Origin of the sequence: Acinetobacter courvalinii, assembly GCF_014635545.1 — a bacterium.
Classification (GTDB): domain Bacteria; phylum Pseudomonadota; class Gammaproteobacteria; order Pseudomonadales; family Moraxellaceae; genus Acinetobacter; species Acinetobacter courvalinii.
Genome location: NZ_BMDA01000002.1, coordinates 131,124 through 157,356, shown reverse-complemented (window position 1 = coordinate 157,356; position 26,233 = coordinate 131,124). Strand labels below are relative to the sequence as shown.

Annotated in this window: 23 protein-coding genes and 1 riboswitch; of the genes, 6 read left to right on the top strand and 17 right to left on the bottom strand. The window is 45.4% G+C overall.

Translation table 11 applies throughout. From position 1 onward, the window contains the following. Positions 1–219 precede the first annotated feature (219 nt). Together msuE and sfnG are read left to right on the top strand one after the other, a co-directional pair. Positions 220–960 (top strand): FMN reductase, encoded by a 741-nt coding sequence (gene msuE, locus IEV39_RS10330; protein WP_005282455.1) that lies wholly within the window; start codon positions 220–222, stop codon positions 958–960. Between the two features lie 25 nt (positions 961–985). Further along, entirely contained in the window at positions 986–2,092 is a 1,107-nt protein-coding gene (sfnG, locus tag IEV39_RS10325; protein ID WP_005282452.1) for a dimethylsulfone monooxygenase SfnG, read from the top strand. A 78-nt stretch (positions 2,093–2,170) separates the two neighbouring features. Here sfnG and IEV39_RS10320 read toward each other — a convergent pair whose 3' ends face one another. Beyond that, positions 2,171–2,584: an Lrp/AsnC family transcriptional regulator gene (locus tag IEV39_RS10320; RefSeq protein WP_032883211.1), complete on the bottom strand. Its 414-nt coding sequence runs from the start codon at positions 2,582–2,584 to the stop codon at positions 2,171–2,173. Between the two features lie 105 nt (positions 2,585–2,689). Here IEV39_RS10320 and IEV39_RS10315 point away from each other — a divergent pair, with 105 nt between their 5' ends. Further along, positions 2,690–3,232 (top strand): cysteine hydrolase family protein, encoded by a 543-nt coding sequence (locus IEV39_RS10315; RefSeq protein WP_005282448.1) that lies wholly within the window; start codon positions 2,690–2,692, stop codon positions 3,230–3,232. Positions 3,233–3,286: 54 nt separating this feature from the next. Here IEV39_RS10315 and acs read toward each other — a convergent pair whose 3' ends face one another. Next, entirely contained in the window at positions 3,287–5,230 is a 1,944-nt protein-coding gene (gene acs / locus IEV39_RS10310; RefSeq protein ID WP_005282444.1) for an acetate--CoA ligase, read from the bottom strand. Between the two features lie 352 nt (positions 5,231–5,582). Here acs and IEV39_RS10305 point away from each other — a divergent pair, with 352 nt between their 5' ends. Together IEV39_RS10305 and IEV39_RS10300 are read left to right on the top strand one after the other, a co-directional pair. Next, complete coding sequence (locus tag IEV39_RS10305) at positions 5,583–6,152, top strand: DUF805 domain-containing protein (RefSeq protein ID WP_005282442.1); 570 nt, start codon at positions 5,583–5,585, stop codon at positions 6,150–6,152. Positions 6,153–6,278: 126 nt separating this feature from the next. Further along, positions 6,279–7,259, top strand: a complete 981-nt coding sequence (locus IEV39_RS10300) for a mechanosensitive ion channel family protein (protein ID WP_005282439.1) — start codon at positions 6,279–6,281, stop codon at positions 7,257–7,259. Here the strand turns inward: IEV39_RS10300 and IEV39_RS10295 are convergent. The 5 genes from IEV39_RS10295 to prfB form a co-directional block, all read right to left on the bottom strand. Continuing rightward, positions 7,239–7,949, bottom strand: coding sequence for a 16S rRNA (uracil(1498)-N(3))-methyltransferase (locus tag IEV39_RS10295; RefSeq protein ID WP_005282430.1), 711 nt, complete (start codon positions 7,947–7,949; stop codon positions 7,239–7,241). The two genes, IEV39_RS10300 and IEV39_RS10295, sit on opposite strands and share 21 nt — an antisense overlap. Continuing rightward, positions 7,946–9,265, bottom strand: a complete 1,320-nt coding sequence (locus tag IEV39_RS10290) for a 3-deoxy-D-manno-octulosonic acid transferase (protein ID WP_005282427.1) — start codon at positions 9,263–9,265, stop codon at positions 7,946–7,948. The genes IEV39_RS10295 and IEV39_RS10290 overlap by 4 nt, the downstream gene beginning before the upstream one ends. A gap of 108 nt (positions 9,266–9,373) precedes the next feature. Beyond that, complete coding sequence (locus tag IEV39_RS10285) at positions 9,374–10,438, bottom strand: alkene reductase (protein WP_005282424.1); 1,065 nt, start codon at positions 10,436–10,438, stop codon at positions 9,374–9,376. Between the two features lie 26 nt (positions 10,439–10,464). Next, on the bottom strand, positions 10,465–10,767 hold the full coding sequence (locus IEV39_RS10280; protein WP_005403396.1) for an ArsR/SmtB family transcription factor: 303 nt from the start codon (positions 10,765–10,767) through the stop codon (positions 10,465–10,467). Between the two features lie 161 nt (positions 10,768–10,928). Then, positions 10,929–12,024 (bottom strand): peptide chain release factor 2 gene (gene prfB / locus IEV39_RS10275; RefSeq protein ID WP_126687562.1). Its coding sequence is split into 2 segments (ribosomal slippage): positions 10,929–11,951 and positions 11,953–12,024, totalling 1,095 coding nucleotides; the frame shifts between segments, so codons are not numbered across the junction. 418 nt (positions 12,025–12,442) lie between these two features. Here prfB and IEV39_RS10270 point away from each other — a divergent pair. Further along, positions 12,443–13,210 carry a putative porin gene (locus IEV39_RS10270; protein ID WP_005227880.1) on the top strand — a complete coding sequence of 256 codons (768 nt, stop codon included), beginning with the start codon at positions 12,443–12,445 and terminating at the stop codon, positions 13,208–13,210. A gap of 44 nt (positions 13,211–13,254) precedes the next feature. Here the strand turns inward: IEV39_RS10270 and recJ are convergent, their stop codons facing one another. The 10 genes from recJ to aceE all read right to left on the bottom strand — a co-directional run bounded on the left by recJ (position 13,255) and on the right by aceE (position 26,095). Further along, the gene (recJ, locus tag IEV39_RS10265) at positions 13,255–14,955 is read right to left on the bottom strand and encodes a single-stranded-DNA-specific exonuclease RecJ (RefSeq protein ID WP_005282422.1); all 1,701 of its coding nucleotides are present in this window, start codon (positions 14,953–14,955) and stop codon (positions 13,255–13,257) included. After that, positions 14,956–15,606, bottom strand: coding sequence for a pyridoxamine 5'-phosphate oxidase (gene pdxH / locus IEV39_RS10260; RefSeq protein ID WP_005282420.1), 651 nt, complete (start codon positions 15,604–15,606; stop codon positions 14,956–14,958). A 12-nt stretch (positions 15,607–15,618) separates the two neighbouring features. Continuing rightward, complete coding sequence (gene glmM / locus IEV39_RS10255; protein ID WP_005282417.1) at positions 15,619–16,956, bottom strand: phosphoglucosamine mutase; 1,338 nt, start codon at positions 16,954–16,956, stop codon at positions 15,619–15,621. 128 nt (positions 16,957–17,084) lie between these two features. Continuing rightward, entirely contained in the window at positions 17,085–18,551 is a 1,467-nt protein-coding gene (gene guaB / locus IEV39_RS10250) for an IMP dehydrogenase (protein WP_005227887.1), read from the bottom strand. 141 nt (positions 18,552–18,692) lie between these two features. Beyond that, positions 18,693–19,058 carry a YkgJ family cysteine cluster protein gene (locus IEV39_RS10245; RefSeq protein WP_005282413.1) on the bottom strand — a complete coding sequence of 122 codons (366 nt, stop codon included), beginning with the start codon at positions 19,056–19,058 and terminating at the stop codon, positions 18,693–18,695. A gap of 127 nt (positions 19,059–19,185) precedes the next feature. Then, on the bottom strand, positions 19,186–19,992 hold the full coding sequence (locus tag IEV39_RS10240; protein WP_032883210.1) for an oxygen-binding di-iron domain-containing protein: 807 nt from the start codon (positions 19,990–19,992) through the stop codon (positions 19,186–19,188). Positions 19,993–20,148: 156 nt separating this feature from the next. Next, complete coding sequence (locus IEV39_RS10235) at positions 20,149–20,724, bottom strand: TMEM165/GDT1 family protein (RefSeq protein ID WP_005227893.1); 576 nt, start codon at positions 20,722–20,724, stop codon at positions 20,149–20,151. Between the two features lie 83 nt (positions 20,725–20,807). Next, positions 20,808–20,949, bottom strand: a riboswitch (yybP-ykoY riboswitch). A 34-nt stretch (positions 20,950–20,983) separates the two neighbouring features. Next, the gene (locus tag IEV39_RS10230) at positions 20,984–21,271 is read right to left on the bottom strand and encodes a hypothetical protein (protein WP_005282409.1); all 288 of its coding nucleotides are present in this window, start codon (positions 21,269–21,271) and stop codon (positions 20,984–20,986) included. A 136-nt stretch (positions 21,272–21,407) separates the two neighbouring features. Next, the gene (locus IEV39_RS10225; protein ID WP_005282406.1) at positions 21,408–23,375 is read right to left on the bottom strand and encodes a 2-oxo acid dehydrogenase subunit E2; all 1,968 of its coding nucleotides are present in this window, start codon (positions 23,373–23,375) and stop codon (positions 21,408–21,410) included. A 2-nt stretch (positions 23,376–23,377) separates the two neighbouring features. Beyond that, positions 23,378–26,095 (bottom strand): pyruvate dehydrogenase (acetyl-transferring), homodimeric type, encoded by a 2,718-nt coding sequence (gene aceE / locus IEV39_RS10220; RefSeq protein ID WP_005282403.1) that lies wholly within the window; start codon positions 26,093–26,095, stop codon positions 23,378–23,380. Positions 26,096–26,233 lie beyond the last annotated feature (138 nt).

Here is a 26,233-nt window from a genome sequence, read left to right as displayed (position 1 = left end):
AAATATTGATATAACCCGTTTAAATCCTAGGCAACTCAAAAAATAGTTTAAAAATTCTGAATAGAAACAGCTGATTAAATCCGGATCATTTTAAATGAAGGCGATTACATCGATATATCTATAAAAAAGATAAGCTTGCAGCATTTCCTTATTTTACAGCCCCTATGCCGATATAGATAAATAAATAGCAATTCGAAATGATCTTTTTAGGCAGTTATTATGTCCAATCGCAATACCGTATCGACTCCCCTGAATATTGTTGCTGTTTCTGGTGGTTTAAATAGTCCATCAAAAACTGAAAGTCTAGTTCAAGCTATTTTAGATGAGCTTTCAGAAGCCATTGATATCAAGGTGCATTTTGTCAAACTCAGTGAAATTGGGCCATTATTGGGCGGCGCCATTTACCGTAATCAATTGCCGCAACGGGTTCAGGATGATCTGGCAGCTGTCGAAGCAGCAGACGCCCTGATTGTCGGTACACCTGTTTATCGTGCCTCATTTACCGGCCTGTTCAAGCACTTCTTTGACTTTGTCGAACAGACTGCACTGGTGGATGTCCCTGTCCTACTGGCTGCGTCAGGAGGCAGTGACCGTCATGCGTTGGTGCTCGAACATCAATTACGTCCTCTCTTTAGCTTTTTTCAGGCACAGACTTTACCGATTGGCGTCTATGCAACAGATCGGGACTTTACCCCTGAATATACGGTCAAAAGTGAACAACTGGCGGATCGGGTTACTCTGGCTGTTGCTCGTGCTTTACCGATTTTGGAATGGGCACCCGCCAAAGGCCAGCGTGCCGCAGCCATCAAAACCAAAACCGAGCAGGCCAATCAAAACCTGGGCATTAATAAACAGATTGAACAGGCAGAGGTCTTGCCTTCCGCTGCTGTACCGAATCTGGATGTGGCTGAATCACGCCTGCATCCCAAGTCTGCAAAGAATTTGACGCACGTCGCATAAGCCATAGTTTATGGAGGGTACAACGATGACAATAACAACATCTGCAATCAAATTTGCCTATTGGGTTCCCAATGTAAGCGGTGGTCTGGTTGTAAGTAATATCGAGCAACGTACCGACTGGAGTTATGATTATAATGTGCGCCTTGCTCAGGCTGCAGAACGAAACGGTTTTGAATATGCGCTGACCCAGATCCGTTTTACCGCGGGATACGGCGCTGAATATCAACATGAATCGGTCAGTTTTAGTCATGCCTTGTTGGCAAAAACTGAAAAGCTCAAAGTCATCGCAGCCATCCTGCCTGGCCCCTGGAAGCCCGTACTTGCAGCTAAACAGCTGGCCACCATTGACTATCTGACCCAAGGTCGGATTGCCATTAATGTAGTCAGCGGCTGGTTCCGTGGGGAATTCGATGCCATTGGTGAACCGTGGCCAGAACATGATCAACGCTATGTACGCTCGGAAGAGTTTATCCGTACTCTCAAAGGCATCTGGACCACAGACAACTATAGTTTTGACGGCAAATATTACCAGTTCCAGAATTACACCCTTAAACCGAAACCACTGCAACAGCCCCATATTGAAGTATTTCAAGGCGGTAGCTCGCGTGCTGCGCGTGATATGGCTGCGCGTGTGTCCGACTGGTATTTTACCAATGGCAACAGTGTTGCAGAAATCAAAAAACAGATTGAGGATGTCCGGACAAAAGCCAAACTGGAAAATCGTCAGGTCAAAATTGGCGTCAATGCATTTATTATCGCCCGTGATACTGAAGAAGAAGCCAAAGCAGTGCTGAATGAGATCATTGCTCAGGCCAATGTTGAAGCCGTCAATGCCTTTGGTGATGCCACACGTGAAGCAGGCGCAGCCGCGCCTGAACGTGAGGGCAACTGGGCCAAATCGACCTTCGATGATCTGGTGCAATATAACGATGGCTTTAAAACCAACCTGATTGGCACACCGCAACAGATTGCAGAACGGATTGTGGCCTTAAAACAGGTGGGCGTTGATCTGGTGCTTTCTGGCTTTCTGCATTTCATTGAGGAAGTCGAATATTTCGGCGAGAAAGTCTTACCCCTGGTTCGTCAACTGGAGCAACAACAGGAGACGCTATTGATCGAAAAATCAGCTTAATCTTAACTAGGAAACAAGAAGAAAAAGAAAAGATAGGGCAAATACTCTCCCCCAAGACTCGGCTTGGGGTCTTTTATTTTAAGTCGTTGCAATTTCCCGCATCACCGTTTCAACCGAATAACGGCACCATTTGGACAACTGCTCAATGAAATCATTCAGCTGCGCAGGATTAAAGTGACTGACAATCATGTAACAGGCATTGCCGAGAATTTTAAAACACTCATCTACCTGCTCATATTGTTTGACCAAGTGCTCAACCTCAATAAAGGCCTGCTGATCATTCATAAACAGTTGAATAAACTGCTTGTGTTCATATTGAAGGGCAATGGTGTAATTTTTAATGATGCCAGCATCCATCAGTTGGGCAATACGTGCCCCCACAGCTTGCCCTGTACGATGCACCCGCTGGCCAATCTGTTTATGGCTTAACCGCGAATCCTGTTTCAGCAGTTCAATAATTTTTAAGTCGATGGGATCAAGTTCAATATTCATTTTTTCATAACGAAAGAAAACCGGCAACAATGCTTTCACCTGAATATAGCCGATTTTTCACGCTTGCCCTACTCTTGTTTTAACTTAACACGGGAAGTAAAAACCATGAAACAAGCCCTGCTGATTATTGATGTGCAAAATGATTATTTTAAACATGGCAAAATGGAACTGGTCAATCCAGACCTAGCACTGGCACAAACCAACAAGCTGGAAGATTATTTTATCCAGCACAATTTACCCATTATTTATATCCAGCATATTAGCCCGGCCACTGCCAGCTTCTTTCAGGAAAATACTGTCGGTGCTGAACTACATCCACAGTTAAAAGTAAACAATCACTCGATTATCGTGGAAAAGCATGTTCCAAATAGCTTTGTAGACACCAATCTACAGGCCATTCTTGAACAGCATGAGGTTGAGCAACTGGTGATTACGGGCATGATGACCCATGTATGTATTGATTCGGGCACACGTGCTGCCAAAGAACTGGGCTATCAACCGATTGTGATTGCAGATGCCACTGCATCCCGTGATCTCGAATATAACGGTAAAACAGTAAAAGCAGCAGATGTCCAAACTGCATTTTTATCGGCACTGAGTTTCTTTGCCACGGTACAAAATACGGCTGATTTTTTAGCAAATCATTAAATAATGCACATAAAAAAGAGCGTTCGATAACGCTCTTCTTCAATTCAATCATGGTTATCGGTTCGGGTACACCGTCGCAATCAAATGATCTACCACAGCTGGTTCTGCCAGTGTTGAGGTATCACCAAGCGTATCCAGTTCATTGGCAGCAATCTTTCTCAAGATACGGCGCATAATTTTACCTGAACGCGTTTTTGGCAAGGCAGGTGCCCAATGTAAGGCATCCGGCGTTGCCACTGGCCCAAGCACTTTACGCACCCAGTTCACCAACTCCTTACGCAGTTCTTCCGATTCTGCAACATCGGCCTGCAAGGTGACGAAGGTACATATGCCCTGTCCCTTGATCTCATGCGGCATGCCGACCACAGCAGCCTCAGCAACCGCTTCATGTGCCACCAGCGCACTCTCGATTTCAGCCGTACCCAGGCGGTGCCCAGAGACGTTAAGCACGTCATCAACACGTCCGGTAATCCAGTAATAGCCATCTTCATCCCGACGCGCGCCATCACCAGTAAAATAACTGCCTTTAAAGGTTGAGAAATAAGCCTCAATAAAGCGTTCCGGATCGCCCCAAATGGTTCGCATCTGGCCCGGCCAAGAATCCTTAATCACCAGATTGCCTTCAGTCGCACCTTCAAGTTCATTGCCTTCACCATCCACCAAGGCAGGTTGTACCCCAAAGAATGGACGTGTCGCCGAACCCGGTTTAAGTGCAGTTGCCCCTGGTAATGGGGAAATCAGGATGCCACCTGTTTCAGTTTGCCACCAGGTATCGACGATTGGACAACGTCCCTCACCGACGATTTCATGGTACCAGTTCCATGCCTCTGGGTTGATCGGCTCCCCGACAGAACCGAGTAAGCGCAAGCTACTGCGATCACTTTCACGCACATAAGCATCACCTTCACGCATCATGGCACGAATTGCAGTGGGTGCAGTATACAGAATGGTGATGTTGTGCTTATCAATCACATGCCCGATACGCGCCCAGGTCGGATATTGCGGAATGCCTTCAAACATCACGGTTGTGGTGGCATTACTGAGCGGACCATAAAGCAGGTAACTGTGTCCGGTGATCCAACCCACATCGGCGGTACACCAATACACGTCATCTTCTTTTAAATCAAAGATTTCTCTAAAGGTACTGTTGACATAAACCAGATAACCGCCGGTGGTATGCAACACACCTTTAGGTTTGCCAGTTGAACCCGAGGTATACAGAATGAATAACGGATCTTCCGCTTTCATGGGCTCAGGTGGACAATGCTCATCCACTTCCATAATGGCAAGGTGATACCAGATATCACGTGCTGCATTAAACTGAATCGAATTACCGGTACGGTGCACCACAATCACATTCTGCACGCTTTCAGTTCCTGCAATCTCTAATGCAGCATCGACATTTTCTTTCAATGGCAGCAACTTGCCGCCACGCATCCCGGCATCGGCAGTAATCACCAGTTTGGCCTGACTGTCTTCAATCCGGCTGGCCAGTGAATCTGGCGAGAAGCCACCGAATACAACACAATGCACGGCACCAATCCGTGCACAGGCCAACATCGCAATTGCGGCTTCTGGTACCATCGGCATATACAGCACCACACGATCGCCTTTGCTGATCCCGTGTTTTTTCAAGACATTGGCAAAGCGGCACACTTCATCATGCAATTCGACAAAAGAAATGATCTTGTGACGTGATGGGTGATCACCTTCCCAGATAATCGCCGGCTTTAATGGATTATCCTTAAGATGGCGGTCCAAACAATTTGCAGAGACATTCAGTTCACCATCTGCAAACCATTCGATTTTAAAATTATCTTGCTGAAAACTGGTATTTTTTACCTGGGTAAACGGTTTGATCCAGTCAATATTTTTTGCTTCTTCTGCCCAAAATGCTTCGGGCTGCTCAATCGATTCCTGATAACGTTTGAAATAGTCTGCTTCCGAGATTCTTGCCGTTTCTTTGAATTTATCAGGCACTGGGTAGATTTCTTTCATAGCTTACTTCCTTGGTCTTTTATTTCATATCCTAGATGCTCTCATCTATTCTTCTGGATATGTTTTGTTCTCTTTAGCAGTATGTGCATCATTTACAAGTGCAAACAATGCGGCTTTGGTCGTAGGAAGGTTATTCTGTTACGACTAGGGGCTGTTAACATTTCACCTTGCAAGCTAAAGCTCTCAATGCATGGCTGAAGTGTCAACAGTCCCTAATTTATTTTCAAAAATTTACTCAAAATAATTTAAATCTGAACTGCTTGTCTATGCTTTTTCTTTTTAAAATAAGTGATTATTTTGATCATTGCAGCAAGCTTAAAAGATTTAATAAACAAAAAAACAGGATCCACCTATGTTCAACCCCGATACCCCGACCTCATCCCCACCACTAAACGACCATCCGCTGTCGCCAAACGGCCGTTTTAATCGCCTGAGCTATATTGGCTGGTACGGATTACTCAGTCTGCTGTGCATGGCTGCTTTTCTTGGCCTGTTTGCATTTACCGGGCTTTTTAGCATGAATCAGGTCAATATTGATGCTGCGATAATGTCGGCCTTTTCAGGCTTTTCGGTCTTTGCCCTGATCGCATTGTGGTTGGTGGCAATGTATTTCCAAATTGTATTCTTGATCCGTCGTTTACATGACCTAAATAAAACAGGCTGGCTCAGCCTGCTGATGCTAGTACCTCTGCTGCAGTTCTTTTTTACCTTATATGTGTTACTGGCACCGGGCACGCCACATCGCAATGACTATGGTGAGGTACGTCCATCACGTGGCTGGGAAAAACTGCTGGCCTGGCTCATGATTCTGGTCACAGTATTGATGATGTTTGGCCTGTTTACTTTTGCTTATTATTTTGCCAGTCCAGACCTGTGGGAAACCCCAACACAAATGATTCAAAATACAACCGATTATTTCTAGAACATAACAAAAGGTAGCGGATAATTAGAGGGATCAGGTCTATGAATTATGCATGCGTATTCGCAAGAAATTCATTATGATTGCTTCCCTCATTGACTCCATCCTTTGCGAAATAGAGATTTTCCTGTGGCGAATGAACAAACAACATTGACTGAAGTGGCAAGAGATACGGGTGAGCTGATTCATCAGGCAGGGACCAAAACCACCCAGACCGTACTCGCTCATACTGAAAAATATCACGATGCCTATACTACGATTGATAAAATCATGGATAGCTTTTGGGAGCGTTTGCCTTATATCGGGATCGCGATTACGGTTTTCGTCATTTTCTGGCTTCTGACCAAATTATTTAAACTGTTTATTCGCAAGACTTTAGAAAATCGCAGCTATACCCGTCAGAATCTGGTGCTGGTCCTGAATCGCGTCGGCAGCACCTTTATTATCTTCTTCGGTTTCCTGATTGCACTGGTCATCGCTATTCCTGGCTTCACCCCCAGCCAACTGATTGGTGCCTTGGGGATTGGTTCGGTTGCGATTGGTTTTGCCTTTAAGGATATTTTCCAGAACTTGCTGTCAGGTATCCTGATTCTGATCAGTGAACCATTCCGTATTGGCGATGATATTGTGGTCAATGGTCTAGAAGGTAATGTCGAAGATATCCAGATCCGCGCGACTTTTTTACGTTCGCCTGATGGCCGCCGTATCGTGATTCCGAATGCAACCGTCTATACCAGCGCGGTCACAGTCAATAATGCCTACCAGCGCCGTCGTTGCGAATTTGTGGTCGGCATTGGCTATGAAGACGATATGCAAAAGGCCAAGCAGATCATTCTGGATATTCTGGATCGCAACCTGAATGTGCTCAGCCAGCCCGGTTTCTCTGTTAATGTCACGGCGCTTGCAGATTTTTCGATTAACCTCACCGTACGCTGGTGGGTCAATACCACTGAAACCTCGACCTCCACCTCAATCAGTGAAATTCAGGAACAGGTAGTCACGGCTTTTGACGAGAAAGGTATCTCTATTCCCTACCCGGTACAGGAAGTCAAAGTCTATCGTGGCGATCAATCTGAACAGGCTGATTCATCAGACAAACAAACGACCTAAAATATTCGATACGGCTGTTTCAGTCCGCAAAATCCGGTTGCCGATGCTCATTGCCTGGCAGCCGTTTTTTTTGAGTAGATCAACCTCATAGGGAATAAATCCACCCTCTGGTCCCACAATCAAGCTACAGCCCTGCTGAATCGCATAAGGCATGTGCTGTTCTGCATAGGGATGCGCCACATAAGCAGGTCGCTCAGCATTGATCCAGGTCGGCAAGACATCCTCAACAAAGGGCTTAAAACGTTTATATAATTGGATCTCGGGTGCAATCGTATCGCCTGCCTGCTCTAGGCCCAGTGTTACATAATCATCCAGCTGTTGTAAAAATGGCGTTTGCCAGTAACTTTTATCCACCCGATAACTATGAATCAGGCTAATCCGTTCAACACCGATCGTCACGGCATCCATAATGATACGACGCAGGACTTTGGGTCGTGGCAAGGCAAGAATCAAATGCACAGGCAACTTTTCCGGTACAGTTTCTAGTTGAACAGGTTTCACCAGAATGCACTGCTCTGAAATTTCCAACACTTCGCTAAGATAACGCGCTCCTTGGCGGATGCCCACTTTTAAGGTATCGCCAATTTTTAAATCAAGATGTTGCCGTAAATGCTGTAATTGACGGGGGGACTTAATTTTCCATGCATCACTACCAGCAATCTGCTCAGGTTCAAGTAAAACGATATTCATGGCAAAGTGGCTTGTGCTAAATAATGATCAAGTAACTGAATATGTTTTTGTAAGGAACCCTGATTGCGTTGTAACACCTGTTGTGCACGTTCAAGCCGTTGCGAGACTTGGGCAGAATTCTCCAGACAACTCAATAACTGCTGTACCACCTGTGCTGCATCCTCACCGATCAGAATCGCTTGTTCAGCCACGAACTCATCTACAATCGTTTGAAAATTAAAGTATCGTGGTCCAATCAAGGTCGGCACATCCAGCACCATTGGCTCTAAGATATTATGTCCGCCACCTGGCTCATTCAGTGAACCACCAACAAAACAGGCTTGACTCAAGCCATACCACAGCCACATTTCGCCCATGCTGTCAGCAAGAAAGACTTGGGTATCCGCCTGAATCGGCTGTTGTAAACTACGGCGTTGCGTTTTCAAATTTAGACGCTGGCAAACTTGAAACACCTCATCAAAGCGTTCCGGATGTCGTGGCACCACGATACAGAGTAAATTCGGATTCGAATTTAAATGCGGTTGCAACTGTTGCAACAGGCTTTGTTCTTCAGGCGCATGAGTACTGGCCAGCGTGATGATCTGACGTCCCGACAATGGCCAATCCTGTTTGAGTTGCCGTGCTTGCGCGACAAAATGTTCCGGCGCGGTAATGTCAAATTTAATATTGCCGACCACCTGACTGTTAGCCTGATCAAATCCCAAGCTGACATAACGTTGTTGCGTAGCCTCATCTTGTGCCAGCATCCAGGTCAACTGTTGCAACATGGGCCGGGTTAAACGACGAACTTTAGCGTAACCTTGGGCTGATTTTTCAGAAAGGCGGGCATTTAATAGAATACAAGGAATCTGCTGTAGTTTGGCTTCGGCAATCAGGTTCGGCCAGATTTCGGTTTCAACCAAAGCCAGTATTTTCGGTTGATAACACTGAAAAAACTGTTTGAGTAAGGGCTTCTGATCAACAGGTAGATACACTGCCTGAAATAAATCTAAATAGGGTGCTTTTTGAAACAGTGATTTTGCCCGTGCCTGCCCGGTCTTGGTGGTATTGGTGACCAAAACGGGGTGGCCTAATTTTAAGTAATGCTCAATTAAAGGCTGGGCGGCATTGGTTTCCCCAACGGATACCGCATGAAACCAGATTGCACCCGTATTTTTGACGGGCTGGAATGGACCAAAACGTTCAAGGCATTCCTGCTGAAACAGTGCATCACTTTCCGCCCGCTGTTTGATTTTCCAACGATATAACGGTTTGAGACAGGTCAGTAGAAAGTTATACCAGAACGGGGTTTGCTGTACTGCGTTTTGCTGCGCCATCCGAGACCATAATTGACAATTTGATTCCCGCTCATTATGCGGAATTTAAATAAAAAACTCATGCAATTTTGGTAAATTACATGAGTCATTTGTAGCATTTAATACGGCTTAAGCTTCTAACTTTTCAAATACCGGATAATCGGTATAGCCTTCCGCACCAGCACCATACAGGGTTTGGGGCTGAAGTGGATTTAAAGGCAAATCATGTTGCAAACGATCCAGCAAATCCGGATTGGCAATATACTGTTTACCGAATGAAACCGCATCCGCCTGACCGGTTGCCAGAATACGTTTCGCAGATTCAGCAGTTAGGCTTTCATTGGCAATCCATACGCCTTTAAATTTAGGGCGTAATTTTGGCATTAAGCTGTCTTCTGCTTCATATTCACGCGTGAAAATAAAGCCAATATTGCGTTGATTCAGTTGCTCAACCACATAACCAAACGTTGCCAATGGATTTTCATCACCCATATCATGGGAATCACCACGTGGTGCAAGATGCACACCAACACGACCCGCACCCCATACTTCAATGAATGCATCGACCACTTGCAATAATAAACGCGCACGGTTTTCAATTGGGCCACCGTATTCATCATCACGTTGGTTGGTGGTGCTTTGCAGGAATTGATCGATCAAATAACCATTAGCAGCATGCAATTCAACCCCATCGAAACCAGCCGCTTTTGCCAGTTCTGCAGAATGTTTATATTGCGCGACAATTTCCTGAATTTCTTCATGCGATAAAGCACGTGGAGTTACAAAAGGACGTTTTGGTCGAAGCAGGCTCACTTCACCTGCAGGCTGAATCGCACTTGGTGCGACAGGCGTATCGCCATCCAGTAAATCTGGATGTGAAATACGTCCAACATGCCAGAGCTGAACCACAATTTTCGAGCCTTGTGCATGCACAGCATCTACAATTTTATGCCATGCCTGAGCCTGTTCTTGTGACCATAAGCCTGGGGTATTGGCATAACCCGCTGCTTTCGGACTGATGACGGTCGCTTCAGTAAGAATTAGGCCCGCATTGGCACGTTGTTGATAATATTCCACCATTAAATCATTCGGAATACGTTGTTCACCACTCCGTGCTCTGGTCAGAGGTGCTAAAACCAGACGGTTTTTAATAGTAAAATCACCTACTTGTAACGCAGAATTTAGTTCAGCCATGATCGCCTCAACTTACACTTATTGATCTAAAGTGTTTGTTTTAAATGTTCGATATATTGCTGAATCAAAGCTTCATTACGGGTGAAATATGACCATTGCCCATATTTTTCGACCTTAATCAGACCTGCCTGTTGCAAGACAGACAAATGATTCGACATGGTCGACTGTGCAACTTTTCCTAAACGTTCGATGTGCCCTGCACATACGCCCCGTTCGAAACTGCCACCACATTCCTGTACCGGTAAAAATTGCTCAGGCTCTTTTAACCATTGCAAAATCTGTCGACGTAATGGATTGGCTAAGGCCTTGCTTATTACATCAATATCCATAGACTCACCACGCTTCTCAACAGGCAAAGCTTTGTTCAGCATCTAAATCCAGTATATCGAAATTTTCAAATATTAATATCCATTTTTTTCGATATTAATATCATGTTTTTTCGATTGACCAGCCGATGCTGAACGAGATTGCCGTTTTAATTGATAAAAACTTATAGACCTTGCTTCAAACTTGCTTCGATAAATTTATCAAGGTCACCATCTAAAACTGCTTTGGTATTAGATGTTTCCACACTGGTACGCAAGTCTTTAATACGTGAATCATCCAGGACATAAGAACGAATCTGGCTGCCCCAGCCAATATCAGATTTCGAATCTTCCAGCGCCTGTGCCGCTTCATTACGTTTGCTCATCTCTAATTCATAGAGTTTGGCACGTAACTGTTTCCAGGCATGGTCACGGTTGGCGTGTTGTGAACGCTGGTTCTGACATGCCACCACAATACCCGTTGGTGCGTGAGTTAAACGGACCGCAGAGTCAGTTTTGTTAATGTGCTGACCGCCTGCACCCGATGCACGGTAAGTATCGGTACGCACATCAGAAGGATTAATATCGATTTCGATATTGTCATCAATCTCAGGTGAAATGAACACCGCCGAGAATGAAGTATGACGGTTATTGTTACTATCAAATGGTGATTTACGCACTAAACGGTGAACACCGCTTTCAGTTCGTAACCAGCCGTAAGCGAACTCGCCATCGACACGAATGGTCGCAGATTTAATCCCTGCCACATCGCCATCCGACACTTCCATCAATTCCGCTTTAAAACCGTGGCGCTCGATCCAGCGCAAGTACATACGCAATAACATCGATGCCCAGTCTTGTGCCTCTGTACCGCCAGAACCTGACTGGATTTCAAGGAAGCAAGGATTTGGATCCATCGGATTGCTAAACATACGGCGGAATTCAAGATTACCTAAAGCCTGTTCAGCACTGTCTAATTCAGTTTGTACATCGACCAGCAGGCTTTCATCATCTGCTTCAACAGCAAGATCAAGCATGGCTTTGGCATCATCGAGCTGTTCTGCAAGACGATCAAATACACCAATAGTATTTTCTAAGCTGCCCTTTTCTTTCGCGATCGCCTGAGCACGACTTTGGTCATTCCAGATCGCAGGGTCTTCTAATTCTCTTAAAACTTCTTCTAAACGCTCAACCTTTAGATCGTAGTCAAAGATACCCCCGTAGTGTTTGGCTACGATCAGATAAATCTTTCAATTGGACTAAATACGGATTAATTTCCACGCGTGTTTTCTCACAATTTTTTCACTTAATCCGCTATTTTAACATAACTGTTTTGGTCGACACAGCACCCTTATTCTGGCTCAATCTGTTGAAGAAAATAATCTCTAAAGTAAGCTGGGCTGCTAAATCAACTATATTTTAGGCCTTAATTTTGATTAAAATTTCTTAACAATTCACTTAAATTAGTCTTTAAAATAGCCAAAAACACAATCTCTACTAAGTTTTAATAATTCAAAACAATTGAAATTTATATTTAAATATCAAAACCTTGCCCTGTCAATTTTACAAGTCCATTACATTTGTACACTCTGCTTACGTTCCTGCGATTGACGCTCCTGTTATTTCAATTAGACTGGTAGTTGTAACAAAACATGTAATTAACATTCATCTGGTTCATTATCTCAAAAGGGGCATAACCATGAAAAAATTAGCAATTGCATCAGCACTATTATCTGCTTTGGCAGTAACAGGCACTGCTCATGCTTATCAAGCTGAAGTTGGTGGTTCTTATAATTATCTTGATCCGGATCACGGCAACAGCGTAAGTAAATTTGGTGTCGATGGAACTTATTATTTCAATCCAGTTCAGACCCGTAATGCACCGCTTGCAGAAGCAGCTTTCTTAAATCGTGCCAGTAATGTTGACGCCCATGTGAATTATGGCGATAACAGTGGGACTAAAGATACACAATATGGTGTAGGTATTGAATACTACGTTCCAAACTCTGATTTCTACCTCAGTGGTGATGTAGGAAGACAGGAACGTGAAATTGACAAAATCAATTACGACCAAAAATTAACGACCTATGCTGCTGAAGTAGGTTATTTACCAGCGCCTGGTTTATTACTTGCTTTAGGTGTGAAAGGTTACGATGAGAAGAATGGTAAAGACGGTGCAGATCCTACCGTTCGTGCGAAATACGTAACACAGGTCGGCGGCAACGATATCAACCTTGAAGCTTATGGCGCTTTTGGTGATCTTGACGAATACCGCGTTAAAGGCGACTACTACCTTGATAAAACTTTAAGCGTAGGTGCTGATTACTACAACAATGACCTAACTGATAAGGATGAATGGGGTATTAATGCCAAGAAATTCTTAAATCAGCAAGTGAGTGTTGAAGGCCGTATTGGTTTCGGCGATAACGATAAAAACTACGGTGTCCGTGCCGCTTATCGTTTCTAATCTCCGTCAGAAACAAAAAATCCGCTCAAATGAGCGGATTTTTTTTATTGTTTTAAATAGGCAATTTGCAGCTGCAGACTGGTATTGCCATTAAAGACATTACGTTCCAGCGTATAGACCAGATCGACATGGCCCAGCATGGGATCAAATTCAAAACGATCTTTGGCATTAAAGGCAATGGCATCGACCGAATGTGGCCCGACCGCCAGTTTCAATTTCAGATGCTGTTCTTTCAACCAGCGATAATCAATGACTTTGAAGCGCCCCTCGAATTGAGGTAATGGAAATTTTTGTCCCCACGGGCCCAGTTGTTCGATCCAGTCCAGTGTTCCCAAATGCAGATCGGCATCGGTCAATTCACCATCGGTCCACAAAGTCGCTTGAAATAAATCCTCATCCATCTCGGCAATCGACTGGGTAAACACGCTTTTAAACGTCTCAAAATGTTCTTTTTTCAGGGTTAAGCCGGCTGCCGCAGCATGACCACCAAAATGGCTGACCAGATGCGGATACTGCTCAGCCACCTGCTCAATGGTATCGCGAATATGAATACCTTCGATCGAACGTGCTGAACCCTTGATATGCACACCATCTTCATCAGGTGCAAACACCAGACTGGGACGATGGAACTGTTCCTTTAAGCGCCCTGCCACAATGCCAATCACCCCTTGATGCCATTGTTCATCAAACATCACCAGTGCAGCCGGTAGATGGGTCGTTTCCAGTTGAATATGTTGCAGCGCTTGCATTGCCTGCTGCTTCATTTCATTTTCCACCTGACGGCGTTCGATATTCAATTGGTTCAACTGTTGCGCCAGCGGATAAGCCGTTGCCATATCGGCGGCCAGCAGGCATTCAATACCGATCCGCATGCTTTCCATCCGTCCCGCTGCGTTAATGCGGGGACCAACAACAAAACCTAAATCTTGTGCGCGCAAGCTGGCAGGATCACGCCCGGCAATATCCAGTAAGGCCAAAATGCCAGCACGACACTGCTGTTGCTGAATCCGCTTTAATCCCGCATCAATCAGGATCCGGTTGTTATAATCCAGTGTCGCCACATCGGCATAGGTGCCCAAAGCCACCAGATCCAGATATTGCGTCACTTTAGCGCTACTTTTCCCTTGCTGAGTGCGTGAACTTGCCAATCTTGCCAGCACATAGAAAGCAACCCCGACACCAGCCAGAGCCTTACTGGGAAAGTCACAGCCCAGCTGGTTCGGATTGACCACCGCTTCGGCAACTGGAGTTGGTTTAGTGGTGAGGTGGTGGTCGGTGATGATCACCTGCATGCCTAGGGCTTGGGCGGTTTCCACCCCTGCATGACTGGAAATACCATTATCCACGGTAATCAAAAGATCAGGCTGATAACTGTGCTGGGCCAACTCGGCAATTGCCGGGGTCAGACCATAGCCGTACTTAAACCGGTCAGGCACCAGATACTCGACCTTGGCACCCATTTCTTGCAAGACCAGCACCATCAAAGCAGTGCTGGTTGCACCATCCGCATCATAATCCCCAACAATCACGATCTGTTTTTGTTGATCAATGGCTTGATCTATCAACTCAACTGCCGTCTCCAGGCCTTTTAAAGCTGGGGGCAATAAATGTTTCAGTTTCAGTTCAAGCTCTTGTTCTGACTGCACGCCCCGTCTGGCCAGAATTTCAGCAATAAAAGCAGGCACGCCCTGAAACTGTTCAGGGCGTGTAAGTAAAGGTCTTTTTTGAATTTGCATCTGCGTCATTTATGGCATCAAACGTTGTAGGGCCCAGCGGTCGTTCTGTTTTTCATAACTTAAACGATCATGTAAGCGATTTGGTCGCCCCTGCCAGAACTCATAATAATCCGCTTCTAAGCGGTAACCGCCCCAGAACTCAGGTTTATCCAGCTCAGCCTGAGCTTGGCTCTGTAATGCTTGAAAGCGTTGTTGCAGCACTTCACGACTCTCAATCACGCCACTTTGTGGTGTACTGATATGCGCTGCAATCTGACTATCACGTGGACGTTTATGGTAATAGTCGGTCGATTCCTGTTCAGAAATTTTGGCCACCTTGCCGCCAATGCGGACCTGACGCTCCAGACTCGGCCAATAGAATAACAATTCAGCATAAGGATTTTCCGCAAGGTCCAATCCTTTCTGACTGTCATAATTGGTATAGAAGTCATAACCCGCTTCTGTGGCACCACGTAATAGCACCGTACGTACATGTGGACGGCCTTGTGCATTTGCGGTGGCTAAAGACATGGCATAGGGTTCATGCAAATTCGCGGCAAGGGCATGGTTAAACCAGTTTAAAAACTGCAAGTGAGGCTGATCGCTCACTTGGGTTTCATGTAATTCACCTTGTTCATAGCTTAAACGCAATTCACTCAGGTCTTTAATCACATCATTCATGCGGAAACTCTCTTAAGCAGCTTGGGCGTGAGCACGGACCGCATCAGCCAAATGGTTCGCCAATGCTTCAACTTCTTGCTGCTGATCGCCTTCCACCATGACACGAATAACAGGTTCAGTGCCTGACTTACGAATCAAGAGTCGACCACGGCCTTTGAGTTGCTGCTCTGCTTTTTCAAACTCTGCAACCAGTGCAGGAATCGAATAAGGGTCAATCATGTCCTGTAGACGCACATTGACCAAGACTTGCGGGAACAGTTCAAAGCCTGCAACCAGTTCATGTAAAGCCTTACCTTGTTCCACCATCACGGTTAACACCTGAAGTGCTGCAATGATCGCATCACCAGTGGTACTCTTATCTAGCGTCAGGATATGCCCTGAAGGTTCACCACCTGTGACCCAGTTATTTTCTTCCAACGCCTGTAGTACATAGCGGTCACCGACTTTGGCACGGACAAAGCCAACTTCAGCCTGTTGTAACGCCAGTTCCAGTGCCATATTGCTCATCACGGTACCGACCACGCCTGCCGGCTTGTGATTTGCCTGTGTCGCCAGGATATATAGAATGTGGTCACCATCAACCAATTGACCATTCTTATCCACCATAACCACACGGTCTGCATCACCATCAAACGCAATACCCAGATCCGCCTGATGCGCTACTACTGCTTTTTGCAATTGTTCAGGATGGGTTGAACCACAGTTTTCATTGATATTTAAACCATCTGGCTCATTAAACAGTGGAATAACTTTCGCGCCTAATTCACGGAATACCGATGGCCCAACGCTATAGGCAGCGCCATTGGCACAATCCACCACGATTTTTAAATTACGCAGGTCGAAATGGTAGGGGAAAGTAGATTTACAAAATTCGATATAGCGACCATTGGCATCTTTGACACGCACGCTTTTACCCAGATTTGCTGTATCTTCAATGACCAGTTCTTTCTCTAATTCCTGATTGATCTGATCCTGAATTGCATCAGGTAATTTCTTGCCTTCACTGGAGAAAAATTTAATCCCGTTATCGAAATATGGATTATGCGATGCTGAAATGACGATACCTGCATGCGCATGTAGTGCGCGGGTTAAATGCGCAATCGCTGGTGTTGGCAAAGGACCTAACAGATGCACATAAACACCTGCGGCATTCAAGCCAGCCTGTAGAGCCGCTTCCAGAATATAGCCAGATAAACGGGTATCTTTTCCTAATACCACAATCGGCTTACTTTTAGGATTATTTCTTTTTAATACTGTTCCTGCGGCAAAACCTAGTTTTAATGCGAACTCTGGGGTAATTGGCATTTGTCCAAACTTGCCTCGAATTCCATCAGTACCAAAATAGCTCATGTTTTACTCACTTTCTTATCTTTTATATGGCCTGTAACCATATCCTTCTTCATCCTGTTCACTTTACACCAAAACAAAAAAAACCGTCAGTACACTGACGGTTTTTCGATCGGCAAAATTACCAAAAATCAACCAACTCGGTAGTTTGGTGCTTCCTTGGTAATGGTTACATCATGCACATGTGATTCAGACATACCGGCTGAAGTAATTTTCACAAATTTCGCATTTTGACGAAGATCTTCAATCACAGATGAACCGGTATAGCCCATAGATGAACGTAAGCCACCCATCATTTGATGAACGATGTTGCCCATTGGGCCTTTATATGGCACGCGGCCTTCAATGCCTTCTGGAACTAATTTCTCAGCACCTGCTTTAGCGTCCTGGAAGTAACGGTCCGCAGAACCGGATACACCAGCCATCGCGCCTAATGAACCCATACCACGGTAAGCTTTGTAGTAACGGCCCTGGAAGAACTCAACCTCACCAGGCGCTTCTTCAGTACCAGCAAGGAGTGAACCGACCATAATCGTACTCGCACCCGCGCCGATTGCTTTTGCCATATCGCCAGAGAAACGGATACCGCCATCTGCAATCAAAGGAATCTGATCTTTCAGTGCATTGGCAACGCTGTCAATCGCCGAAATCTGTGGCATGCCAATACCAGCAACGATACGTGTGGTACAGATTGAACCTGGACCAATACCGACTTTGACCGCATCTGCACCGGCATCAAGCAATGCTAACGCTGCATCACCCGTTGCAATGTTGCCGCCAATCACTTGAACTTGTGGGTAGTTGGCTTTTACCCAACGTACGCGTTCAATTACACCAGCAGAATGACCATGCGCCGTATCAACCACAATTGCATCGACACCCGCCTCAACCAAAGCCTCTACACGGCTTGGAGTTTCAGCACCGGTACCGACTGCAGCGCCGACACGTAAACGGCCTAAATCATCTTTACAGCTGTTTGGATAGCTTTCGGCTTTACGGAAATCAGTCACCGTAATTAGACCTTTCAGCTCATGGTTCTCACCAATCACCAACACTTTTTCAATACGATGCTTTTGAAGCAAAGCTTGGATATTTTCTTTTGATTCACCTTCACGAACAGTCACCAAACGGTCTTGACCGGTCATGATGTTGCTTACAGGCTGTTCAAGATTGGTTTCAAAACGTGTATCACGTCCGGTGACAATACCCACCACTTTGCCGTCTTTCACAACAGGCACGCCGCTAATATTATTGGCCTGGGTAATCGCAATCAGTTCACGCACTGTTGTCTCAGGTGATACAGTGATTGGATCTTTCACCATACCTGCTTCAAATTTTTTCACACGACGGACTTCAGCAGCTTGTGCTGCGATATCCATGTTTTTGTGCAAAATACCTATACCACCGTTTTGCGCCATTGCAATCGCCATACGTGATTCAGTCACGGTATCCATTGCAGCAGAAACGAGAGGGATATTAAGTTGAATTCCGCGAGTTAAACGTGTCTTTAAGGAGACATCTTTTGGGAGAACAGTTGAGTAGGCAGGAAGTAATAAGACATCATCGAAGGTTAACGCTTCTTGAACGATGGTCAGCATAACAATCTCACTGGTAATTTCCGTGAGCTATTATAAACAAATTTCGATGTGATTTTCATTTTCTATGATGAAAATAATTTCAATCGTTGTTTAAAAAGCTTTCAGCTAGAGAGTTTTACCCTTCGAATCAAATACATCCCCTTAGCAAACCTGATCATAATTGTCATTATTTTCAGAGGGCTGCTGGTCAATCGCGACCAGCGGGATCAGGTTATGCGCCAGCCGTGCCTTGTTACAATGCGAATCGGCAATCTGTACTTCCTTGCAACTTGAGCTCCGAACTGAATAGATTGAACAGTTGACTTGCTGCCCCACCTCACCTTGCAAGGCCACACATTTGACTTGTGCCTGATTGGTCCCTTTCATGCATGAGTAGACCGCAGTCAACGGCTCAACCATGTGTTCAGGGATCAGTTCTGCCTCAGCCCAATAGAAAGAAACACGGTAATTTGCACAGCAGGCACCACAACTGACACAGGCATCGGGAGTCGCAATTTGAGACAACATTTTGTTAAAATTCTCGTTATCAGATTCAATCCTTGATCCGATAAATCCTAAGAAAATTTATGCCTGCCGACAAGAGTGTCTGATCAATGATTGATGTATTTTCCAGTCATTTTGCAACCCCGGACATTTAGCTCATTTCAGCCGGCAAACTGAACACATATTCATTCATCAGATCTACACCACATTCCAGCGTTTCGATCCAGTCCAGGAACTGATTGATCATCGCTTTACCAACAAAAGCGGTCCCATGCTGAGGCACAATCATTTCAAGATCCATCTGCCGAACCATATTGACCCAAAGACGGATGACTTTATTGGAACACATATAACGCTGATGAAAACCTTTCATTTTTTTGATGTGGGCATCAAAGTCAGTAATCGGTAAGCTGGCATCTTCGACAATTGAAGCCCCCATATCACCTGAAAATAAAATTTTTGCAGTCGGATCATAGAACTGGAAATTTCCAACCGAGTGCAGGAAATGCGCAGGCACAGCCAAAATCGAAGCTTCACCGAGAGGAATGACTTGCCCTGTATCTGATAGCTCAATCAGGCGCTCCTCCCAATTGCCTTTCATACGGTCACTCATAAAGGCCGAATTCAGATGCGGTAAAAAGCGTGCCCATAACTTGGAAGCCACTACTTTGGCATCGGTATACACCAGCCAGCGCGGCATTGAGGTAATAATGTCAGGATCTTGATGGGAGGCCATCACATAGTCCAGATTTTTTAGTTTGGTATAACGGTTCAGTTCCATGGTTAAAGGCACATAGGTCAGGTCACCGCCCGGATCTAAAACCGCGGCCCGATCATGGTCAATAATTAAAAACTGATTGGCCTGAATGCCTTCCCCTTTGACCAGACTGGTAAAACTGATGCATTTATGTGTGCCATTATCAAATAATATTTGTGACGTTGTGCGCTCGAAACTCATAACTACCCCGGAAAAATTCTTTAAATATGAAATATTTTTTAATTCCATAATAAAATAATGGGATTTAATGCATGTTTCAATCAGAGTTTAGATTTTTATCATTATTTATAAAAAAACCCGTCACGACTAGACGGGTTTTTTCAGGTTCTAACTCAATTAGAAGAAATAATGCTGCACTAAGGTTGAGACACCCACCACCAGGAAAATTGCAGCACCAATTTTATGGATCAAGGAAATCGGTAATTTATCCGCGAGTTTATCGCCAATAAACACAGCCGGTGCATTGGCAAGCATCATGCCGAACGTGGTTCCACACATAACCCAGAACACACTGTCAAAACGTGCCGCCAAAGCCACGGTTGCAATCTGGGTTTTATCACCAATTTCAGCCAAGAAGAATAAGATGAAGGTGGCACCAAAAACCCCAAATTTCTGCCATTTATTGATGCTTTCACTTTCATCACCCAATTCATCCGGAATCAGCATCCAGATCGCCATGCCGATAAAGCCCAGTGCGAGAATCCACAACAGGATTTCAGGGCTGAGGACGGTGGTAATCCATTGCCCCAACACAGCCGAAATACCATGGTTAATGGTGGTCGCAAGCAGGATAGCAATTAAGATCGGAACAGGTTTACGGAAACGCGCCGCCAGTAACAATGCCAGTAATTGGGTTTTATCGCCCATTTCAGCAAGGGCAACAATTGATGTGGAGATGAGGAATTCATACATAGTTGAATGCTCTGGCTAGCAAAATATACCGATGACCTACCCCTCCTGCTAGCCAAAATCAAATAGATTGATGCAGAGTGGTAAATCAAAGGTCTTGCCAACAAAAGCACAGCTGAAAAGCTGTTCTTGGTTCTTTGCTATGATGACCATGTTCGGTTGAACAATTATGTTGATCATCACCTCTTTACTTTGCGTAAAGAGCGGCTACTCCCCAATGAAGTAAAGCCATTCTAGCAAACAATAAAATGCTTTTGAATGCTTAAGCCCAAAATTTTTGGTAACTCCAGACCAAAAGACGGATCAGCCCCAGAACCAACGCCAGATAGGCACTGAGACCGAGAAAACCAAAACTGCCCCCAGCACTTACCCCACCGACATGCTGTGCCTGATATTCCATGGCCATCACTACGGTCCCGACCAGTACCTCCAGCCCCATAACGGCGTACATGACCCAATCCCAAGGGAAATGCAAAAAACTCACCCATAAGCCCATTAATACAAAAACGATGAGTAATAAGGGTAGCATCACCCGATAAATCACTAACATCCTTGCTCCCTGATCCAAAAAATCGTTATCAATACGGATTTATTTTAGGCAAAAGTATTCTCAAATAAAGCCATATTTTTGTCACCCTAAAAATAGAAAACCCCGCTGATGCGAGGTCTTCTAGATTCAAAAACGATTACAGCAATAAGCTACGAATGTCTTTGAGTAACTTGGTCAGCTTATTGGTAAAGCGTGCTGCATCCGCACCGTTAATGACACGATGGTCATAAGATAATGACAATGGCAACATCAAACGCGGATCAAAGTCTTTACCATTCCACACTGGTTGCATGGTTGCAGGTGAAATACCTAAAATCGCAACCTGTGGCCAGTTCACCAACGGCGTAAATGCGGTTCCACCAATACTGCCTAAGCTGGTAATGGTAAAGTTGGCACCTTGTAAATCTTTCGGCGACAATTTACGGTCACGCGCTTTCTGGCTCAGCTCAGCCAGTTCAGTCGCGATTTGCTTAATTGATTTCTGGTCAGGATTACGCAGTACTGGAACAGTCAAGCCATCTGGGGTCGCAACCGCAATACCCATATGGATTTCGTTACGTAACAATACTGACTTCTGATCATCCGCCAAATGGCCTGCGAAATAAGGCTCTTCTTTCAGCAAGTGTGCGACTGCTTTGGCAATAAAGGCCAAAATGGTTAAGCTCAGACCCTGCTTTTTAAAGCCGTCCTTCAGCTCGCCACGCCACGCTTCAAGCTCGGTGATATCGGCCAAATCAAACTGTGTGACTTGCGGGATAAAGTTATTCAATGACAATTGCGGTACAGACACTTGCTGTAAACGCGTCATTGTTTTCACTTCACCGCCACCAAAGGCACTAAAGTCTGGCAACTTCGGCAAGCCCGACGCTACTGGCGCTGCTTGCGCAGCAGGCGCTGCCTGAGCTGTGGTGAGACGCGCTTTCACATAAGCAAAAACATCGTCCTTCATCACACGGCCATGTTCACCTGAAGCCTTCACCTGACCCAGAATCACGCCTAATTCACGTGCCAGTTTACGCACCGCAGGACCTGCATAAACCTTCGCATTTTCAGCTTCTTGTTCTTTGGTCAGCTTTTCTGCTTGCGCTGGTGCACTCGGTGCTGCGGTCGCTGCTGCCTGTGGTTTTGCTGGTGCTGCTGGAGTCGCAGGTGCTGCGGCAGGTTGAGCTTTCGCTTCTGCTGGAGCAGCAACCTGACCGCTCACCTCAATTGTTGCCAAAGCCACGCCTTGACGCACTTCTTGGTTGGCAGAGACATGAATTGCTTTCACAATCCCTGCAACCGAGCTTGGCACTTCAACCGATGCCTTATCTGACTCAACCACACATAGGCTTTGTTGAGCTTCAACACGATCGCCAACATTGACCAGAATTTCTGAAACCAGTGCTTTTTCTACACCCAGATCAGGCACTTCAATTTCAACATTACCTGTTGAGGTATTGCTTGCAGCTGGTGCTTCAGTCGTTGTGACTGGCGCTTCTGCTTGAGCTGGGGCAGCTTGCGGTTCCGGTTCCGATGCTGCATGAGCAGCTGTCTTCACCTGAATTAAGACCACACCTTCTTTGATGCTGTCGCCTTCTTTGATCTGAATGGCTTCTACAACCCCTGCAACCGAGCTTGGTACTTCTACCGTCGCCTTGTCCGATTCAACCACAACAATACTTTGTTCCGGTTCAATCTGGTCACCGACTTTGACCAGCACTTCTGCAACCAAGGCTTTTTCTACACCAATATCTGGAACTTTGACATCCACAACCTGGCTTGCTGTCGCTGTTGGAGCAGCGGCGGGCTGTGCTTTTGTTTCAGCTTCGACAGGTTTTGCTTCTGCTTTTGGCGCTTCCGCTTTCGGTGCTTCGTTCGCAGGTGCTTCCGCAGCAGACTCCGACTCTAGTTCGATCAATGCAACGCCTTCAGTGACTTCATCACCCTGTTTAACCAGAATACTTTTTACGATCCCTGCCGCAGTGCTTGGTACTTCTACCGTTGCCTTATCTGACTCTAACACCAGCAGGCTATCGTCAACTGCAACATGGTCGCCTACTTTGACCAAGATTTCTGCAACGAGCGCTTTATCTACGCCAATATCAGGTGCTTGGATTTGCATGATTATTTCCCCTCACCTGTTTGTGTTTCATTGTATTCAGCAACAGCCTGAACTTCCGGATGCGCTTGTGGTGCCCATGCAACTGGACGATCCGTATCTAACTCAAAGTTAGAAATGGCATCTTTCACTAAACGCGCATCAACTTCGCCTTCATCAGCAAGTTTTTTCAATGTCGCAACAACGATATGCGCAGCGTCAACACCAAAGAAACTACGTAAGTTCGCACGTGTATCTGAACGACCGTAACCATCTGTACCTAATGCAACAAATGGACGACCATCTGGAAGATAGGCACGGATTTGTTCGCTATACGCACGCATATGATCTGTTGCAGACACAACGATACCTTCGGTACCACGTAACTGTTTAGATACCCAAGACTCTTTCACTTCTTCAGCCAGTGGGTGTAAACGGTTGTATTCTTCACATGCCATACCGTCACGTGACAACTCATTGAAGCTGGTGACACTCCAAACGTTTGAATGAATCTGGTATTCATCACGCAAGATTTTCGCAGCTTTAATCACTTCACGCAGAATGACACCTGAGCCCATTAATTGAACCGTAGCTTTGTCATCTTTTTCGAACAGGTACATACCACGTTTAATGCCTTCCTCAGCGCCTTCTGGCATTGCAGGATGCTCGTAGTTTTCATTCATTACGGTTAAGTAATAGAACACACGCTCTTGGTTGACATACATACGTTGTAAACCGTCATGAACGATCACAGCCAGTTCATAACCAAAACATGGATCATAAGATACGCAGTTTGGAATCGTGTTCGCCAAGATATGTGAATGACCATCTTGGTGCTGTAAACCTTCACCGTTCAATGTGGTACGGCCAGCAGTCGCGCCCAACAAGAAACCTTGTGCCTGTGCATCACCTGCAGCCCATGCAATGTCGCCAATACGTTGGAAACCGAACATTGAGTAGTACATGTACATTGGAATCATTGGCAAGTTATTGGTTGAATAACTGGTTGCCAACGCAGCCCAAGCGCTCATCGCACCCGCTTCGTTAATCCCTTCTTGCAACATGTGACCGTCACTTGCTTCACGATAATGCATTAACTGTTCTTGGTCTTCTGGGGTATATTTTTGACCGTGAGCGGCATAAATACCGAGCTGACGGAACATCCCTTCCAGACCAAATGTACGAGCTTCGTCTGGAACGATTGGCACGACGCGGTCTTTAATGGCTTTTTCTTTCAGTAAAGCGGCAATTAAACGCACCATCAGCATCGTGGTCGATTGCTCTTTACCACCAGAACCATTTAATACCGCATCAAATACTGATAATTCAGGAATCGCTAAAGTTTCACTCTCTTTACGACGTGCAGGTAAGTAACCGCCTAATGCCTCACGACGCGCCTTCATATACTTCATTTCTGGAGAGTTTTCACTTGGGCGATAGAATGGCAGCTCTTCTAACTTATCATCTGTAAATGGCAGGTTGAAACGGTCACGTACATATTTCAAAGAGTCGATCTGCATTTTCTTGATTTGGTGAGTTTTGTTCACCGCTTCAATTTCTTCAGATAAACCATACCCTTTAACCGTTTTCGCAAGAATAACGGTTGGTTGACCTTTGGCTTTCATTGCTTCGGCATAGGCAGCAAAAACCTTATACGGGTCATGACCACCACGGTTAAGATTGTCGATGTCTTCATCGCTTAAATCTTTGACCAGTTCCGCAGCTTCTGGATACTTGCCAAAGAATTTCTCACGTGTATATGCACCGCCTTTCACTTGATAGCGTTGGTATTCGCCATCAACGGTTTCATCCATCACTGCTTTTAAAGCACCAGACTTGTCTTTGGCAAGGAGCGGATCCCAATGACGGCCCCAGACCACTTTAATCACACGCCAGCCCGCACCACGGAATAAAGATTCTAATTCTTGAATGATTTTACCGTTACCACGTACCGGACCATCCAGACGCTGTAAGTTACAGTTCACCACCCAAATCAGGTTATCAAGCTTTTCACGACCTGCCAGTGAAATTGCACCCGTACTTTCTGGCTCATCCATCTCACCATCGCCCAGATAAGCCCAGACTTTACGGTCCTCTTCTTTGATCAGGCCACGATTCATCAGATATTTCTGAATATGTGCCTGATAGATCGACATGATCGGACCAAGACCCATTGATACGGTCGGGAACTGCCAGTAGTCCGGCATTAAATAAGGATGTGGATAGCTAGGTAAACCGTTACCGCCCACTTCACGGCGGAAATTACTGAGCTGCTCTTCATTTAAACGCCCTTCAAGGAAAGAACGCGCATAGATACCCGGGGCACAATGACCTTGGTAATAAATCATGTCGCCGCCAAAGTTGTTCGAGGCAGCACGGAAGAAATGGTTGAAACCAACATCATACAAGGTTGCAGACGATGCGAAACTTGCAAGGTGACCACCCAGATCATCCCCAGTCTTGTTCGCACGTAATACCATTGCCAAAGCATTCCAGCGGATCAAAGCTCGGATACGGCGTTCCATATCCTGATCACCTGGCATTGCAGGTTGTTCATCAACTGAAATGGTGTTGAGGTAAGGTGTATTTAAGCGCTGGATTGGCACATGTTTCGCAATTGCCCGTTGATAGAGTTTTTCTAGTAAGAAAGCAGCTCGTTCCGTGCCCATGTGTTGTAATACAGAATCAAATGCTTCTTGCCATTCCTGGGTTTCTTGCGCGTCAGAGTCGCCATAAAACGCCATACAATTCACCTTTTCCCTTAAGTTATTTGTCGACCCTATTTTTATCATGTTTTGCTTTATAAGGGGTATGGCCCTAGCTGAATGGGAAACGCTATATTATTTTCTGACAAAATAGTCATTGACCGAACTGAAACAAAA

What these genes read in the sequence shown, in the direction of transcription:
- IEV39_RS10320 (WP_032883211.1), bottom strand. Translation starts at nt 2,584, where the DNA reads ATGAATATTGAACTTGATCCCATCGACTTAAAAATTATTGAACTGCTG.
- IEV39_RS10235 (WP_005227893.1), bottom strand. Translation starts at nt 20,724, where the DNA reads ATGTATGAATTCCTCATCTCCACATCAATTGTTGCCCTTGCTGAAATG.
- IEV39_RS10245 (WP_005282413.1), bottom strand. Translation starts at nt 19,058, where the DNA reads ATGTTGTCTCAAATTGCGACTCCCGATGCCTGTGTCAGTTGTGGTGCC.
- aceE (WP_005282403.1), bottom strand. Translation starts at nt 26,095, where the DNA reads ATGGCGTTTTATGGCGACTCTGACGCGCAAGAAACCCAGGAATGGCAA.
- IEV39_RS10240 (WP_032883210.1), bottom strand. Translation starts at nt 19,992, where the DNA reads ATGAGTTTCGAGCGCACAACGTCACAAATATTATTTGATAATGGCACA.
- IEV39_RS10295 (WP_005282430.1), bottom strand. Translation starts at nt 7,949, where the DNA reads ATGAATATCGTTTTACTTGAACCTGAGCAGATTGCTGGTAGTGATGCA.
- glmM (WP_005282417.1), bottom strand. Translation starts at nt 16,956, where the DNA reads ATGAGCTATTTTGGTACTGATGGAATTCGAGGCAAGTTTGGACAAATG.
- IEV39_RS10285 (WP_005282424.1), bottom strand. Translation starts at nt 10,438, where the DNA reads ATGGCTGAACTAAATTCTGCGTTACAAGTAGGTGATTTTACTATTAAA.
- IEV39_RS10290 (WP_005282427.1), bottom strand. Translation starts at nt 9,265, where the DNA reads ATGGCGCAGCAAAACGCAGTACAGCAAACCCCGTTCTGGTATAACTTT.
- sfnG (WP_005282452.1), top strand. Translation starts at nt 986, where the DNA reads ATGACAATAACAACATCTGCAATCAAATTTGCCTATTGGGTTCCCAAT.
- IEV39_RS10225 (WP_005282406.1), bottom strand. Translation starts at nt 23,375, where the DNA reads ATGCAAATCCAAGCACCTGATATTGGCGTAGATAAAGCGCTCGTTGCA.
- IEV39_RS10230 (WP_005282409.1), bottom strand. Translation starts at nt 21,271, where the DNA reads ATGTTAGTGATTTATCGGGTGATGCTACCCTTATTACTCATCGTTTTT.
- IEV39_RS10280 (WP_005403396.1), bottom strand. Translation starts at nt 10,767, where the DNA reads ATGGATATTGATGTAATAAGCAAGGCCTTAGCCAATCCATTACGTCGA.
- IEV39_RS10305 (WP_005282442.1), top strand. Translation starts at nt 5,583, where the DNA reads ATGTTCAACCCCGATACCCCGACCTCATCCCCACCACTAAACGACCAT.
- pdxH (WP_005282420.1), bottom strand. Translation starts at nt 15,606, where the DNA reads ATGAATGATGTGATTAAAGACCTGAGTGAATTGCGTTTAAGCTATGAA.
- msuE (WP_005282455.1), top strand. Translation starts at nt 220, where the DNA reads ATGTCCAATCGCAATACCGTATCGACTCCCCTGAATATTGTTGCTGTT.
- IEV39_RS10315 (WP_005282448.1), top strand. Translation starts at nt 2,690, where the DNA reads ATGAAACAAGCCCTGCTGATTATTGATGTGCAAAATGATTATTTTAAA.
- recJ (WP_005282422.1), bottom strand. Translation starts at nt 14,955, where the DNA reads ATGACGCAGATGCAAATTCAAAAAAGACCTTTACTTACACGCCCTGAA.
- IEV39_RS10270 (WP_005227880.1), top strand. Translation starts at nt 12,443, where the DNA reads ATGAAAAAATTAGCAATTGCATCAGCACTATTATCTGCTTTGGCAGTA.
- guaB (WP_005227887.1), bottom strand. Translation starts at nt 18,551, where the DNA reads ATGCTGACCATCGTTCAAGAAGCGTTAACCTTCGATGATGTCTTATTA.
- acs (WP_005282444.1), bottom strand. Translation starts at nt 5,230, where the DNA reads ATGAAAGAAATCTACCCAGTGCCTGATAAATTCAAAGAAACGGCAAGA.